Genomic DNA, 14,698 nt, shown 5'->3' on the forward strand with positions numbered 1-14,698 from the left:
GCTCCAGAGAAAGGGCAAACGTGCACACTAATGAGTGTCACGGCGGCATACAATCCGCTGATCGAATATCCGTGCGGCTATCGAACAGCTTGCCGTTCGAGATCAGACAAAGGAGCTTCTCCATGCAAAAACCGACGCAAACGCCGATGCAAAAAGAAGACATCGCCAGATTCTGTCTCAGCCTGCCGGGCGCGCGGGAAGACTACAAATGGGGCGGCGTGCGGGTGTTTTCCATTGCCGAAAAGAAGATGTTTGCGGTCATGGACCTGGCCGGTGAGGAACTGGCGTTCAAGGTTGCTGCAGAGTTGTTTCTGGGCTACGTCGACCGCCCCGGCATCCGCCCTGCGCCCTACCTGGCTAGGGCGCACTGGATCAGCGTGGCACAACTGAATGCCTTGAGCGGAGCGGAAATACAGGATCTGCTGACCCGCTCCCATCAACTGGTGGTCAGCAAACTGCCAAAACGCCAGCAGATTGCGCTGATGTTATAAGGCTATGAACCTGCGCGGGCACCATCTGCCAGAGGCGCTTGCCCAGAAACAGCCAGTCGACCCACAACGCCTGATGCACCGCCACGATCAGCCAGAACACGACCTGAAAAGACACCTTGCGGGTCTTGTGCCGGAACACCTGTTGCGCCAATAGCGCTCCGGGCCAGCCGCCCAGTAATTCCAGGGTGTGCAGCACGTTCTCGGGCGTGCGCTGACCGCCGATTCCGGCCTGGCGCTTGTCGCGTCGATAGAGCACGAACGCCAACAGGCTCATCCCCGTCAGGGCGAGCGCCGGGATCATCATCCCTTGCCGGACCCAGAGCGACGCCGAACCGTACACCGGCAACGCGCACAGCAGCACAAACAGCGCCAGTTTGAGGGGCAGTTGCCGGACAGGCGCCCTGCCCCGGCCAGCCGGTCGCTGAGGTTGTCGGGCGCTGGTCATGCCTTGGCCGACGCCCAGTCGATCCAGCCAAACTGCCAGGTCGCCAGAATCAGCAGGCCGAAGGCTATGCGATACCAGGCAAACACCGCGTAACTGTGGGTGGCAATGAACTTGAGCAGCGCGCGTACCGCGATCATCGCGAAGATGAACGAGGTGATAAAGCCGATCGCGAAGACCGCAAAGTCGTCCGGACGGAACATGTCCCGGTATTTGTAGCCCGAATACACAGCGGCACCCACCATGGTCGGCATGGCGAGGAAGAACGAGAATTCGGTAGCGGCCTTGCGTGACAGGCCGAACAGCAGGCCGCCAATGATGGTCGAGCCGGAACGGGACGTACCGGGAATCATCGCCAGACACTGTACCAGCCCGACTTTAAGCGCATCGGTCCATCTCATGTCATCGACGGTTTCGGTGCGTACCGTATGCTCGCGGCGCTCGGCCCAGAGCATGATCACGCCACCGATGACCAGTGCTGTGGCCACAGTGATGGCATTGAACAGGTAGTGGTGAATCATGTCGGCAAAAATCACCCCGAGCACGACCGCCGGCATGAACGCGATCAGCAGGTTGAGGGTAAAGCGCTGAGCCTGCTGCTGTTTTGGCAGGCCAACGACCACGTCGAGAATCTTGCGCCGAAATTCCCAGACCACCGCCAGAATCGCACCCAGCTGGATAATGATGTTGAACGCCATGGCGCGCTCACCCCCGAAGCCGATCAGATCGGCAACAACGATCTGATGCCCTGTGCTGGAGATCGGCAAGAACTCCGTCAGCCCTTCGACAATACCCAATATCAACGCCTGAGCAGCGGTCCAAAGATCCATCATTCCCCCATGAAGCGATGCCTCTGGCTCGCTGTTAATGTTGTTGTGTAAAAAATGGTTGCCACTATGCCGTTACCAGCCTGAACAAAGCTTGAACCTGCACACCTGCGAGGCGCGGAATGCTAGCAGACCTTTGCGCACAGCGCCTGCTGGCATGCTGTCGGTAAAAACAGAGGCTCCCCGCCCTGCCCGGAAGCGATTACAATCGCCGCCCCTGTAACCACTACTCCAACCAAGGTGCCGCCATGTCCGGGCTTGAACTTTTTGCCGCTGCCATCGGTGTGCTTGCAGTCTGGCTGACAGTGAAGCAAAACCCGTGGTGCTGGCCAATCGGGCTGGTCATGGTGGTCATCTATATCTGGATCTTCTTCGACGTGAAGCTGTACTCGGACATGCTGCTGCAGGTGATCTACGCCGGTTTGCAGGTCTACGGCTGGCTGCAGTGGACCCGGCATGGCAATGGCCTGCCAGTCAGGGCCGTCAGCGTGCTCAACAGTTCTTCGGTACTCATGGGGCTGGCGGTCGGCGTGCTGATCAGCCTGGTACTGGGCGCGGGCATGGCCCATTTCACTGATGCCGCACAACCCTGGCTCGATGCCGCGCTGACCGGTTTCAGCCTGGTGGCACAGGTGTGGATGGCGCAAAAGCGCGTGCAGTGCTGGCCGCTGTGGATTGTTCTGGATGTGATCTTTGTCGGCCTGTTCATCTACAAAGACCTGTACCTGACGGCGGCCCTTTACGCATTGTTCACCCTGCTGGCCGTTCAGGGCTGGCGCGAATGGCGCAATGACCTGGTGCTGGCCCGATGAAGGTTCTGGTCCTGACCGGCCCCGAGTCCAGCGGCAAGAGCTGGCTGTCGGCTGAAATACACAAGCGTTTCGGCGGGGTCATGGTTGGCGAGTACGTTCGTGAGTTCATCGAACAGCAGGGCCGCGATACCTTCTACAGCGATATCCCGACCATCGCCCAGGGTCAACTGGCCCGGGAGGACGCTGCACGTGCCCGCGCTCCGGAGTTGCTGATTCTCGATACCCACCTGTTGAGCAACATGCTCTGGAGCCGGACCCTGTTCGGCGACTGCCCTGCGTGGATCGAAGAGCAATTGCTGGGCAGGCCCTACGACCTGCACCTGCTGCTGTCACCGAAGGGGGTGGACTGGATCAGCGATGGGCAACGCTGCCAGCCGGATCTGGGCGAACGCCAGGCGTTCTTCGACGCTGGCCGGAAATGGCTCAATAAGCATCAGAAACCCTATCAGGTGCTCGACGGCGACTGGCAGCAGCGTCGCGAACAGGCGATGGCTGCCGTGACAACGCTGCTCGGTGCGTCAGCGGATCTGGTGCTTGTGCAGCAGGCGGTAGAACGTCGGTCGCGAGATGCCTAACGCCTTGGCAGCCATGCTCAGGTTGTCACTGTGGCGAGTCAGCACGTCACACAGCGCCTGACGCTCGGCACGGGATTTATACTCGTCCAGTGTGCTCATACTGCCGATCACGTCATCGTCGCCGGGCAACCCCAGATTGGCGGCTTCGATCTGCCTGCCTTCCGACAGCACCAGCCCTCGCCGCACCCGATTGGCCAGTTCACTGACATTGCCTGGCCAGTCGTGCTTGCCAAGGGCGATGAGTGCCCCCTGACTGAAACTGCGCGCGCGCCTGCCGCTATCCAGGCTGTAGAGGTGCGCAAAATGGTTGGCCAGCATGGCCAGATCGCCATGCCGTTCGCGCAGTGGCGCGGTGCCCACCTGCAGCACGTTGAGCCGGTAGTACAAATCCTCTCGAAAACGCTTTTTACGAATGGCCGTTTCGAGGTCTGACTCGGTGGCCGCCAATACCCGGACGTCCACGCTGACCGGCTTGCTGCTGCCCAGGCGCTGAATCTGCCCGTCTTCCAGAAAGCGCAACAGAAAGGCCTGGGTTTCCAGCGGCAGATCACTAATATTTTCAAGCAGTAACGTGCCGCCGTTGGCGGCCTCGATTCGTCCGGGCTTGCGCTCAGGCGCATCATCGACAGCCCCCGCTTCATAACCAAACAGTTCTGCGTGGATCAGATGGTTGGCAACCGCGCCACAATCGACCGTCACGAAAGGCCTGTCGCGACGCCGCGACTGGGCGTGTAGGATTCGAGCGATCAACGCCTTGCCGGTGCCACGTTCGCCGCGTATCAGTACCGGTGATTCAGTAGGCGCCAGCTTGCTCAACAGACGTCGCAATTCACGGGTCAGCCGGCTGTCACCGAGCATCTCAGGTTCCGACTGTGGTTCCAGTCGCCTGTTCTGCTTGTGTAAAAGCGCACTGTTCAACGCCTTTTCAAGAGTCACCTGCAGACGGTTCACGTCAAATGGCACGATATGAAAGTCGAAAAACCACTGGCAGACAAAATCACCGACTTTTTCGCGGCGCAGGTCGTTGGCTGTCAGCAGAGCAATCCAGTGAACGTCATCGCGGGTGACGAATTTTTCGAGTGCATCGAGGTGCTCGAAATACGCAGGTTTCAAGTGGATCAAACCGACGTCGCAGCCATCAACGGGTGCTGAATCCAGCGAGCATCTCTCGACCGTCCATCCGGCAGCTTGCAGGATCGGGGTCAGGTGATCGTAATCGCTGTCCGCATCAATCATCAGGAGACGTCGTACGCAGACCGTTTCATGCATGTAGGTTCCTTGGCGCCCGACGCAGGATGGGTATGTTTAAACTGTTTTATAAACAGCATGTTGCCGGGCTCAAATATCACAATAGCAACTATTTGACGCTTCCTTGTACCGTTTGGGTCTAACCGTCATGACCAACTGCCATTACGTCGATTTTTTCGCCATTAATAGCCCTGAGCCAGCTCTCACACCGTACGAATGAAAAATTTTTCAGGATTTTTCCGGCAAAGGGTGTGACTCATGCCCCCCTGTCGTTCATCAACACAAGTAACCAGCCGGACGGTCAGCCCGCCGACGTGACTGAATTGATATGGGCACTTGAGGAAACAACCATGAACGCCCCACTGCGCTTCAACGATGCACTTCTGATCGCTGGACACGCTTTTGAACCCTTCCAGTGTGTTGCCTGGGCACCACAGGACGGTAATGGCGAACTGAGCCTGACAGTCATCGACCGCACCAGTAACCGTATCGGTCGCAAGCAGATCCCGAGCAGCGCTTATTCGGACAAGAAGCAACTGGCCAGCGTCCTTGAACAGGCCCGCGCCGAAATCAGCAACGAGGGGTATGACCTCGAGCCGTGGACCATGCCTGCCTGATCACGCCCTGCGCTCATCGGGGGGGGGTCGTGCCAATGCTCTGCGTTGGCATGCAGTAGGTGACGCTCCGCGTCACAATTCTGCAGCCTGGCGCGGTATCAAGCGCAAAAGACTCTCAGGCTTTGGTGCCAACTGTATCTTGAGCCAGGTTGAGTATTGCGCCATGGCTGCAATGTGACGCAGAGCGTCACGAAATGCATTACCACGCGGAGCGTGGGAACGAGAAAGCGTCAGCCTGTAAGCGTCTCAAACCCGTTTCAGCTCATCAATATGCAGATAGTCCGCGCCAAGGCTTGATGCAAGTTCCTTTGCCCTCCCCAGGCGAATCGGGCCTTTTTCGATGTCGATCAGCAGGCTTGCGCAAGAGAATGCCGGCAGCGCTGGCAGTTGCTTGATTCTGCCATCGGTCAGCACCAACACCCGATGCTGTTCAGAGGGGTAGCGTTGCTGGCGTTGTTCCAGCCAGCTCATGGCCTGTTCGAGCGCTGCCGAGAGCGGCGTACCGCCCCCCGCGCCCAACCCGTCCAGCCACGGATTCAATGCCGCTGACGCCTTGAGGCCCTGATGCTGCCAGCGCGGCGTATTGCCACTCGCGGTCAGCAAGGCCAGCCGCGCACGCCGCCGATAGGCATCGTCGAATACCTGCGACAGCAGGCCTTTGGCCTGACTCAAGGCGTGATGACGGCGTGTAGAGGCCGAGGCATCGACGATCACCAGCAACAGTTCACTCGGGCGAGCGCTGCGTGGCTGGCGTACCAGATCCTTGCGGCTCTTCGGGCGCCCCTTCAATAGCGTCGGCAGCCATTGCACCATGCCGTCAGCGCCGGCACGAACGGCACCTTGCCTGCCGGAGGCCAGTCGACCGGGACGGGGAATGGCATCCGCCCCCGGTGCAGCACGAGGGCGGATGCCTAAGGCTTTTTTGGCCAGCTCGGCACTTCACGGCGTGACCCGGTGATCACTGCCTGAGCGGGCAATTCGCCCCAACTGCCCTGCCCGCTCTCGGGCTTGTCGGGCTTTGGGGACGATTCAGGCGGTGGTGCTTCCGGGTTTTGCGACGGCGGAGTGTGTTCGCGACGCCGGTGGCGCAAGGCAAACTCGGCGACCGCCTCGATGTCCTGTTCTTCGATCTGGCTGCCACCACGCCACGCCGCATGCGCACGGGCAGCGCGCAGCCAGACCAGATCGGCACGCATGCCGTCGACGCCCGCCGCAAAACAGCGCTCGGTGATCGCGGCCAACGAATGATCATCCAGCTCAATGCTTGGCAACAGTACTCGCGCCTGTTCACAACGAAGCTTCAAGGCGTCCTGCTGCGCTTGCCAGTGCTGGCAAAAAACCACAGGATCGGCATCGAAATCCAGGCGACGACGAATGATCTGGCTGCGCTCGACAGGCTGTGTCTGACCGCTCAGTGCCACATTCAAACCAAAGCGATCCAGCAACTGCGGGCGCAGCTCACCTTCTTCCGGGTTCATGGTGCCAATCAGTACGAAACGCGCAGCGTGACGATGGGAAATACCGTCGCGCTCGACCAGATTGACGCCGCTGGCGGCAACATCCAGCAGCAGATCGACCAGATGATCGGCCAGCAGGTTGACTTCATCGACATACAGCACGCCACCGTCGGCCTTGGCCAGCACACCCGGCGAGAAACGCGCACGGCCCTCGGCCAGCGCAGCATCCAGGTCCAGTGTGCCAACCAGACGCTCTTCGGTCGCACCCAGCGGCAAGGTAACGAACTGACCGCTGGCCAGCAGATCAGCCAGACCGCGCGCCAGCGTCGACTTGGCCATGCCACGCGGCCCCTCGATCAACACGCCACCAATGCGCGGATCAATGGCCGTCAGACACAGCGCCAGTTTCAGATCATCAGCACCGACCACGGCGGCCAGTGGAAAATGCGGAGTGCTTGAGTCGAGTACGTTCATCAGTTCTCTTCTATGTCCAACAACAGGTCTTCCAGCGCTTGCTGATACTCGCCAGGTTCCTGCCAGAGCCCGCGCTGTTGCGCTTCGAGCATGCGCTCGGTCATGTCGCGCAAGGCGTCGGGGTTGTGTTGCGCGATAAAGTCGCGGGTCGCCGGATCCAGCAGATACGCGTCGGCCAGCAGCGCGTATTGATGATCGTCGATCAATTCAGTGGTGGCGTCGAAGGCGAACAGGAAATCCACGGTCGCAGCCATTTCGAACGCACCTTTGTAACCATGACGCTTGACCCCTTCGATCCACTTCGGGTTAGCCGCACGCGAGCGTATTACCCGGTTCAGCTCTTCTTTGAGGGTGCGGATTTTCGGCAGGTCGGGCTGGCTGTGATCGCCATGATAACTGGCGGTCTTTTGCCCGCTGAGGCTTTCCGAAGCCGCGAGCATGCCGCCCTGGAACTGGTAATAATCGTTTGAGTCCAGCAAGTCATGCTCGCGGTTGTCCTGATTCTGCAACACTGCCTGGACCTTGGACAAACGCTGGGCAAAACGCTGTCGGGCAGGCGTGCCCTCATCCGCAGCACCGTAGGCGTAACCGCCCCAGTTCAGATAGACCTCAGCGAGGTCCTCGCGGCTTTGCCATAGACGGCCGTCAATCGCACCTTGCACGCCCGCACCGTAGGCGCCGGGTTTGGCACCGAAAATTCGCCAGCCCGCCTGACGCGCGGCTTCGTCCTCGCTCAGCCCTTCAGCCACAAAGCCCTGACGCTCTTCGCGTACCCTGGCCGCCAGCGGGTTCAGGTCATCCGGCTCGTCGAGCGCGGCCACTGCCTGCACGGCAGCGTCGAACAGTTTGATCAGGTTGGCGAACGCATCGCGGAAAAAGCCGGACACCCGCAAGGTGACGTCCACCCGCGGACGATCCAGCAGGCTGACCGGCAGAATCTCGAAATCATCGACCCGCTGGCTGCCGGTCGCCCAGACTGGACGTACGCCCATCAACGCCATGGCCTGCGCGATATCATCGCCGCCAGTGCGCATGGTCGCCGTGCCCCAGACTGACAAGCCCAGTTGACGCAGATGGTCGCCGTGGTCCTGAAGGTGCCGCTCCAGCAGCAGGTTCGCCGACTGGAAACCGATGCGCCAGGCCGTGGTGGTCGGCAAGTTGCGCACGTCCACGCTGAAGAAGTTGCGGCCGGTCGGCAACACGTCCAGCCTTCCCCTGCTTGGCGCACCACTGGGCCCGGCCGGCACGAAGCGGCCACTCAGGGCATCGAGCATGCCCTGCATTTCGCCAGGGCCACAGGCATCCAGCCGAGGGGCGACCACTTCGCGCAAGCTGTCGATAATCAGCGCCAGATCATCATGAGCCGGCAAATCGTGCGGCGCTTCACCCAGCGTTACGCGTTCGATGAGGGCGGCGGCATACAGTTCCAGTCGCTCGCGAGCATCACCGGCACTGCGCCATGGGTCGCTGCTGACGGCCAGCAACGCAGCGGGACGCGGGCCACTCCAGGGCTCGGCCAGCTCGCAATCGAGCGGGTCAAAGCCCAGTTCGAACGCCTTGCTCAGGGCCCGCAACAGGCTGGATTGCGCCCCACGCCCGTCACCGCGCGGAATACGCAACAGGGCCAGCAAAGTGTCGATGCGCAAACGCCCTTCCGGCGACTGGCCGAAAATGTGCAGGCCGTCGCGGATCTGCGATTCCTTCAAATCACACAGGTAGGTGTCCAGACGCGGCAGCCAGACCGCCGCATCGGCATCGCTGTCAGTGGACTCGTCCAGCGCCAGCTCGCGATCGATATTCGTCTCTCGGACCAGTTCGAGAATGTCGCGTTGCAGCTCGCGGGCGCGGCGCGGATCCAGCAGTTGCGCCTCATAGAACTCGTCGGCCAGCAGTTCCAGATTGCGCAGCGGGCCATAGGTTTCGGCACGGGTCAGTGGCGGCATCAGGTGATCGATGATCACCGCCTGCGTGCGGCGCTTGGCCTGTGCGCCCTCGCCCGGATCATTGACGATGAACGGATAGATATTGGGCATCGCCCCCAGCACGGCATCCGGCCAGCAGGTGCGCGACAGCCCGACGCCCTTGCCCGGCAGCCATTCCAGATTGCCGTGCTTGCCGACATGCACCACGGCATGCGCGCCATAGGCTTTGCGCAGCCAGAAGTAGAACGCCAGATAGCCGTGCGGCGGTACCAGATCCGGATCGTGGTAGACCGCGCTCGGATCGACCTGATAACCCCGCGCCGGCTGAATGCCGACAAAGGTCAGGCCCAAGCGCAGACCGGCGATCATCATCCGCCCGGCGCGGAACATCGGGTCGGCATCCGGCGCGCCCCAGCGCGCATTGACCGCATCACGGTTACTCTGCGGCAGTTCGTTGAACGCGGCCAGGTATTCATCCAGCGCCATGCTTTGCTGGCACGGGCGCTGATCGATGCTGTCCAGATCGTTGGTCACCCCACCCAGCAGCTGCTGGATCAGCTCGGTGCCGCTCTCCGGCAGTGCTGCCACTGGATAACCCTCGGCCTGCATGGCACGCAGGATATTCAGCGCCGCCGCAGGTGTGTCGAGCCCCACGCCATTGCCGATCCGCCCGTCACGGGTCGGATAGTTGGCGAGGATCAGCGCCACACGTTTATCGGCATTGGGCAGGCGCGCCAGCTCGATCCAGCGCCGCGCCAGTTGCGCGACGAAGTCCATGCGATCGGGCTGGGCACGGTAGCAGACCACATCTGACTGGCTGCGCTCGCTGCGCCAGGCCAGGTCTTTGAAGCTGATCGGCCGGCTGATAATACGTCCGTCCAGTTCCGGCAAGGCGATGTGCATCGCCAGATCACGGGCGCCGAGGCCCTGCTCGCTGGCCTCCCAGGCGGGTTCATTGTCCTGGGCACAGATCGCCTGAATCACCGGGACGTTGCGCCGAAACGGGCGCAGATGCGGCGCTTCAGGGCTCGACTGGGCAAAGCCGGTGGTGTTGAGAATCAGCTCGACTTCGGCTTCGTCCAGCCAGTTTTCCACCTGAACAAAGCAGCCCGGCTCCTTGAGGCTGGCGACCGCGATGGGCAGCGGATTGATGCCTTGCGCCTGCAAGCGGGTGCAGAATTCATCGATGAAGCCGGTGTTGGCAGCCTGCAGGTGCGAGCGATAGAACAACAGCGCGACTACAGGCTGTTCCGCGTGCCAGTCGGCCTGCCAATCCTGTAAACCGGCAGTTGCCCGTTTCGGATGATAAACCGCCGTGCGCGGCAACGGCTGAGGCTCGGCCCACGGATAATCACGATCCAGCCACTGACTGGCCATGCAGCGATAAAGGTCCAGCGCATTCGGCAAGCCGCCCTGACGCAGAAACTGCCAGAGGCGGTCGCGCTCTGCGGCCGGCACCGTGCTCAGGTCGCTCAGCTCAGGATCCGGGCGGTCGTCGCCCGGCACCAGAATCACCTGAACGCCACGCGCTGCCAGCTCCATCAGGCGCTCGACGCCATAGCGCCAGTAGCCGATGCCGCCGTGCAGGGAAATCAGAATGACCTTGGCGTGGCGCAATACCTCGTCGACATACAGGTCGACCGAGGCGTGATTCTGCACCTGCATCGGGTTGGCCAGACGCAGGCTGGGGTAATCCTCAGGCAGGTGCTGGGCGGCCTCGGCCAGCAGCGCCAGGCTGGAATCGCCACTGCAGAGAATCACCAGCTCGGCTGGCGTCTGCCCCAGATCGGCAATGTTGTCGTTCGGTACAAAACCGCCGGGCTGGGTTCTCAGTAAATGCATGGGTCAGCCGGCAATCGCAGCGTTGAGCTGAGTTTGCAGTGCGACGGCGTCAAGCTCCTGGCCGATCAGCACCAGGTGCGTGGCGCGCTCTTCATCGGCGCGCCAGGCGCGGTCGAAGTGCTTGTCGAAGCGCGTGCCCACGCCCTGGATCAGCAGGCGCATCGGTTTGCCGGGGATCGCAGCGAAGCCTTTCACGCGCAGAATACCGTGTTGCACGACCAGTTGATTCAGCGCATCGAGCAGCACTTTTTCATCGGCCTGCGGCAGTTTCAGGGAAATAGAATCGAATGCGTCGTGATCGTGGTCATCATCATCGTCACCTTCGTGATGATCGTGGTGGGTCTTGCGACCGTCGATGTGCAGCTCGGATTCGGCGCCGACGCCCAGCAGCACGCTGATCGGCAGGCGGCCACTGCTGGCCTCGACCACCTTGACGGCTGGCGGCAGCTCTTCGGCGACTTCAGCGCGCACCGCGGCCAGACCCTCGGCGTCGATCATGTCGGCTTTATTGAGGATCACCAGATCGGCGCTGGCCAGTTGATCGGCGAACAGCTCGTGCAACGGCGATTCGTGGTCCAGATTGGGGTCCAGTTTGCGCTGTGCATCCACCTGATCAGGGAATGCGGCGAACGTACCGGCCAGCACGGCCGGGCTGTCGACTACTGTAATCACGGCGTCGACGGTGCAGGCGTTGCGGATTTCCGGCCACTGGAAGGCCTGTACCAGTGGCTTGGGCAGCGCCAGCCCCGAGGTCTCGATGAGGATGTGGTCCAGATCGCCGCGACGGGCGACCAGTTCACGCATCACCGGGAAGAATTCTTCCTGCACCGTGCAGCACAGGCAACCGTTGGCCAGCTCGTAGACGCGGCCGTTGGCTTCTTCTTCGCTACAGCCGATGGTGCATTGCTTGAGGATTTCACCGTCGATGCCCAACTCGCCGAATTCGTTGACGATTACCGCAATGCGTCGCCCTTCGGCGTTGTCGAGCATGTGTCGCAACAGGGTGGTCTTGCCCGAGCCGAGAAAGCCGGTGACGATGGTGACGGGAAGCTTGGCCAGTGTTTTCATCAGGTGCCCTTTGGCAATGCGGCGGGCAAACAGGACGAGAACCGCGTGCAGGCACAAGGTTCGGATCGCCACCGGATCACCCCGCCCGGTTGTAGTGAGAATTCGCAGGCTTTTCAGTCAGCCCGGTTCGAGGCAGGTCTCCTGGCTCACGGCTGCCTGTCGCTGATCATCGAAGACCCTGGCGACACGCATTCATTGCGCCTTCCCGCCGTAGCAGTGGCTGTGCAATGAACGTAACCGTTTACAGTTGCGGGGGCAGCTGCGGCATCGACCGCATTCCCGTCTTAGCTCCATTGCGTCACGCAGTACGAATGGAGAACCTCGAGCCGGCAAGGCTACGCAGTGACCGCAGGCAGGTCAATCGTTCAGATTGACGTTGCCCTGCCGCCCATGCTCTCCTGTGCGCCTTGTTTCGGGTGCCCCTCACGGGGTGAAACGGGAAACCGGTGCGCTCACGCTGTCGAGCAAGTCCGGTGCTGCCCCCGCAACGGTAAGCGAGAGAAGGTCTGATCCACTGTGCCCCGGCATGGGAAGGTGACCTTGAAGGTCTGAACGCATTGCGCTTCTAGCCCCTCGCGAGCCCGGAGACCGGCCCGATATTTTTTCGATGACACACCCGCGGTGGGCGGGCGCAGTTGAAACCTCTGGCGCTCGCCAGTGGGTTCGCGTGCGCATGGCCCACTTGCCGACACTCAAGAGGGATCGCCATGACCACCATCAGCAGCAGCCAGACGGCTGCGACCAGCTCAACCCAAACCCAACGCCTGACCGCTGCAATCAGCGCTGCCCTGCTGGGGGCGTGCCTGGTCTATTTTGCCGGGTTCTCGCACATCGCCGCGGTACACAACGCCGCGCACGACACCCGTCACAGCGCCGCCTTCCCTTGCCATTGAGGACTCGACAATGTTCAAGCGAATCGCGCAAACGGCAGGCTTAACCGGCCTGCTGGCAGCCCTGCTGCTGACCTTGCTGCAAAGTTTCTGGGTCGTACCGCTGATCCAGCAGGCCGAAACTTACGAAAATGCCTCCGCCGAACAGGTGCACGAGCATGCTGATGGCGCATCGGCGGAACACAGCCATGTGCATGAAGCAGCGGCCTGGGAGCCGGAAAACGGCTGGCAGCGCGTGCTGTCCACCACGGGTGGCAACCTGGTGGTCGCAGTGGGTTTCGCACTGATGCTTGCCGGGCTTTATACGCTGCGCGCACCGGGCCGAACGGCTCAGGGCGCCTGGTGGGGGCTGGCGGGTTTTGCGGTGTTCGTCCTGGCACCCACACTGGGCCTGCCACCCGAGCTGCCGGGCACCGCTGCCGCTGAACTGAGTCAGCGCCAGTTGTGGTGGATCGGCACTGCTGCGTCTACTGCCGCCGGGCTGGCCTTGCTGGTGTTTGGTCAAAACTGGCTGCTGAAAGCGCTGGGGCTGGCGATTCTGGTCGTGCCGCATGTGATTGGCGCGCCGCAGCCGCTGGTTCATGAAAGCCTGGCACCTGAAGCGCTGGAATCACAGTTCATGATCGCCTCGCTGCTGACCAACGCGCTGTTCTGGATTGCCATGGGCCTGATCAGCGCCTGGCTGTTCCGCCGAAGCGATGCTCACCGCCACACGGCGCACTAAACAATGCCGACCGGCATCAGGCCTGATCCACCGATCGTTCAACCCGGCACGCCTCTGGTGGTCGGGCTGGGCTGTCGGCGCGGCTGTTCGGCGGAGACCTTGCGTGAGCTGATCGAGAGCAGCCTTCGCACGGTTGATCTGGAGATCGGCAGCGTCACGGCGCTGGCGTCCATTGATCTAAAGGATCAGGAACCCGGTCTGCTGGAACTGGCCGGGCAACTGGCGGTGCCGCTGGTGTTTTTCAACGCTGCGCAGCTGGTGGCGTGGGAGCTGCATCTGACGCACCGTTCTGCACAGGTCTTGCAGACCACCGGCTGCCATGGGGTTGCCGAAGGATCGGCACTGGCACTGGCCGCGCAGTTGGGCGACGGCACCGCGCGACTGGTCATCGAGCGGCAGAAAAGCACTCAGGTGACATTTGCCTTGGCAACCTGCCCCGTTGCAGGCGGATAATTGCAGCACTCGCGTATTCATTTTCGGAGAATTCATTGACCGTCTATTTCATTGGCGCAGGCCCTGGCGATCCCGAACTGATCACCGTCAAGGGCCAGCGTTTGATTCGCACCTGCCCGGTGATTATCTACGCGGGCTCGCTGGTGCCGCTGGCGGTGCTGGAAGGCAATCAGGCGGTACAGGTGACCAACAGCGCCGAGCTGCATCTGGAGCAGATCATTGATCTGATAAAGACGGCTGACGCGCAGGGCCAGGACGTGGCCCGCGTACATTCCGGCGACCCGAGCCTGTACGGCGCCATTGGCGAGCAGATTCGTCATTTACGGGAATTGGGCATTGCCTACCAAATCATCCCCGGCGTAACCGCGACTGCGGCCTGTGCTGCGCTACTGGGCGTTGAACTGACGCTGCCGGATGTTTCCCAGAGCGTTATTCTGACCCGTTACGCCGACAAGACCTCGATGCCAAGTGGCGAAGCGCTGGCGAGCCTGGCCAGCCACCAGGCGACCATGGCGATTCATCTGGGGGTGAAAAACCTGCAGCGGATCGTCGAAGAGTTGACCCCGCATTACGGTGCCGACTGCCCGATAGCCGTGGTACACCGCGCCAGCTGGCCGGATCAGGACTGGGCGCTCGGTACGCTGGCGGACATTCAGGAGAAAGTGCAGGCCAAAGGTTTTCGGCGTACCGCGCTGATTCTGGTCGGCCGCGTGCTTGCTGCCGATCATTTCAGTGAGTCGTCGTTGTATCGGGCCGGGCATGCGCATTTGTTCAGGCCTGAATAGCAGATGACTCTCGTGCCGCTCGGCGTTATACACAAGTACGCTTTTGATTCTGGCCGTAGGCCGTAGGAGCG

The 14,698-nt window shown here is 61.5% G+C and carries 15 protein-coding genes and 2 riboswitches; of the genes, 8 read left to right on the forward strand and 7 right to left on the reverse strand.

Going from position 1 to position 14,698, the window contains the following annotated elements; all coding sequences use genetic code 11:
• Positions 1–146 precede the first annotated feature (146 nt).
• A complete protein-coding gene (locus I9H07_RS13025) occupies positions 147–491 on the forward strand; it encodes an MmcQ/YjbR family DNA-binding protein (RefSeq protein WP_236423581.1) in 345 nt (114 codons plus the stop codon).
• Here the strand turns inward: I9H07_RS13025 and I9H07_RS13030 are convergent.
• Together I9H07_RS13030 and I9H07_RS13035 are read right to left on the reverse strand one after the other, a co-directional pair.
• Positions 448–936, reverse strand: coding sequence for a DUF1294 domain-containing protein (locus I9H07_RS13030; RefSeq protein WP_236423576.1), 489 nt, complete (start codon positions 934–936; stop codon positions 448–450). The two genes, I9H07_RS13025 and I9H07_RS13030, sit on opposite strands and share 44 nt — an antisense overlap.
• Complete coding sequence (locus I9H07_RS13035; RefSeq protein ID WP_236423578.1) at positions 933–1,763, reverse strand: undecaprenyl-diphosphate phosphatase; 831 nt, start codon at positions 1,761–1,763, stop codon at positions 933–935. Before I9H07_RS13035 ends, I9H07_RS13030 begins: the two co-directional genes overlap by 4 nt.
• Before the next feature lie 245 nt (positions 1,764–2,008).
• Here I9H07_RS13035 and pnuC point away from each other — a divergent pair, with 245 nt between their 5' ends.
• On the forward strand, positions 2,009–2,572 hold the full coding sequence (pnuC, locus tag I9H07_RS13040; RefSeq protein WP_058392137.1) for a nicotinamide riboside transporter PnuC: 564 nt from the start codon (positions 2,009–2,011) through the stop codon (positions 2,570–2,572).
• Entirely contained in the window at positions 2,569–3,147 is a 579-nt protein-coding gene (locus I9H07_RS13045; protein WP_236423753.1) for an AAA family ATPase, read from the forward strand. The genes pnuC and I9H07_RS13045 overlap by 4 nt, the downstream gene beginning before the upstream one ends.
• On the opposite strand, the gene I9H07_RS13050 is transcribed toward I9H07_RS13045, so the two are convergent.
• Complete coding sequence (locus I9H07_RS13050; RefSeq protein ID WP_236423755.1) at positions 3,091–4,416, reverse strand: sigma-54-dependent transcriptional regulator; 1,326 nt, start codon at positions 4,414–4,416, stop codon at positions 3,091–3,093. The genes I9H07_RS13045 and I9H07_RS13050 overlap by 57 nt on opposite strands.
• Positions 4,417–4,745: 329 nt before the next feature.
• Here I9H07_RS13050 and I9H07_RS13055 point away from each other — a divergent pair, with 329 nt between their 5' ends.
• Complete coding sequence (locus I9H07_RS13055) at positions 4,746–5,012, forward strand: hypothetical protein (protein WP_024646044.1); 267 nt, start codon at positions 4,746–4,748, stop codon at positions 5,010–5,012.
• 246 nt (positions 5,013–5,258) lie between these two features.
• Here the strand turns inward: I9H07_RS13055 and I9H07_RS13060 are convergent, their stop codons facing one another.
• The 4 genes from I9H07_RS13060 to cobW are packed head-to-tail and all read right to left on the reverse strand — an operon-like array spanning position 5,259 to position 11,775.
• A complete protein-coding gene (locus I9H07_RS13060; RefSeq protein WP_236423825.1) occupies positions 5,259–5,870 on the reverse strand; it encodes a vWA domain-containing protein in 612 nt (203 codons plus the stop codon).
• Between the two features lie 53 nt (positions 5,871–5,923).
• Complete coding sequence (locus I9H07_RS13065; RefSeq protein ID WP_236423756.1) at positions 5,924–6,943, reverse strand: ATP-binding protein; 1,020 nt, start codon at positions 6,941–6,943, stop codon at positions 5,924–5,926.
• Positions 6,943–10,707 carry a cobaltochelatase subunit CobN gene (cobN, locus tag I9H07_RS13070; RefSeq protein WP_236423758.1) on the reverse strand — a complete coding sequence of 1,255 codons (3,765 nt, stop codon included), beginning with the start codon at positions 10,705–10,707 and terminating at the stop codon, positions 6,943–6,945. The genes I9H07_RS13065 and cobN overlap by 1 nt, the downstream gene beginning before the upstream one ends.
• Before the next feature lie 3 nt (positions 10,708–10,710).
• Complete coding sequence (cobW, locus tag I9H07_RS13075) at positions 10,711–11,775, reverse strand: cobalamin biosynthesis protein CobW (protein ID WP_024673055.1); 1,065 nt, start codon at positions 11,773–11,775, stop codon at positions 10,711–10,713.
• 114 nt (positions 11,776–11,889) lie between these two features.
• Positions 11,890–12,114: riboswitch (cobalamin riboswitch) on the reverse strand.
• A gap of 58 nt (positions 12,115–12,172) precedes the next feature.
• A riboswitch (cobalamin riboswitch) is annotated at positions 12,173–12,386 on the forward strand.
• Between the two features lie 96 nt (positions 12,387–12,482).
• On the opposite strand from cobW, the gene I9H07_RS13080 reads away from it, so the two are divergent.
• Genes I9H07_RS13080 through cobM form a run of 4 tightly spaced genes read left to right on the forward strand, consistent with a single transcriptional unit; the run spans position 12,483 to position 14,627 of the window.
• Entirely contained in the window at positions 12,483–12,668 is a 186-nt protein-coding gene (locus tag I9H07_RS13080) for a CbtB domain-containing protein (protein ID WP_024645327.1), read from the forward strand.
• A 10-nt stretch (positions 12,669–12,678) separates the two neighbouring features.
• Positions 12,679–13,389: a CbtA family protein gene (locus I9H07_RS13085; RefSeq protein WP_236423759.1), complete on the forward strand. Its 711-nt coding sequence runs from the start codon at positions 12,679–12,681 to the stop codon at positions 13,387–13,389.
• A 3-nt stretch (positions 13,390–13,392) separates the two neighbouring features.
• Complete coding sequence (locus I9H07_RS13090) at positions 13,393–13,842, forward strand: cobalamin biosynthesis protein (protein ID WP_236423761.1); 450 nt, start codon at positions 13,393–13,395, stop codon at positions 13,840–13,842.
• Positions 13,843–13,877: 35 nt separating this feature from the next.
• Positions 13,878–14,627 carry a precorrin-4 C(11)-methyltransferase gene (cobM, locus tag I9H07_RS13095; RefSeq protein WP_058392129.1) on the forward strand — a complete coding sequence of 250 codons (750 nt, stop codon included), beginning with the start codon at positions 13,878–13,880 and terminating at the stop codon, positions 14,625–14,627.
• The last annotated feature ends 71 nt before the right edge of the window (positions 14,628–14,698 follow it).

Source organism: Pseudomonas syringae (genome assembly GCF_023278085.1).
GTDB lineage: Bacteria > Pseudomonadota > Gammaproteobacteria > Pseudomonadales > Pseudomonadaceae > Aquipseudomonas > Aquipseudomonas syringae_Q.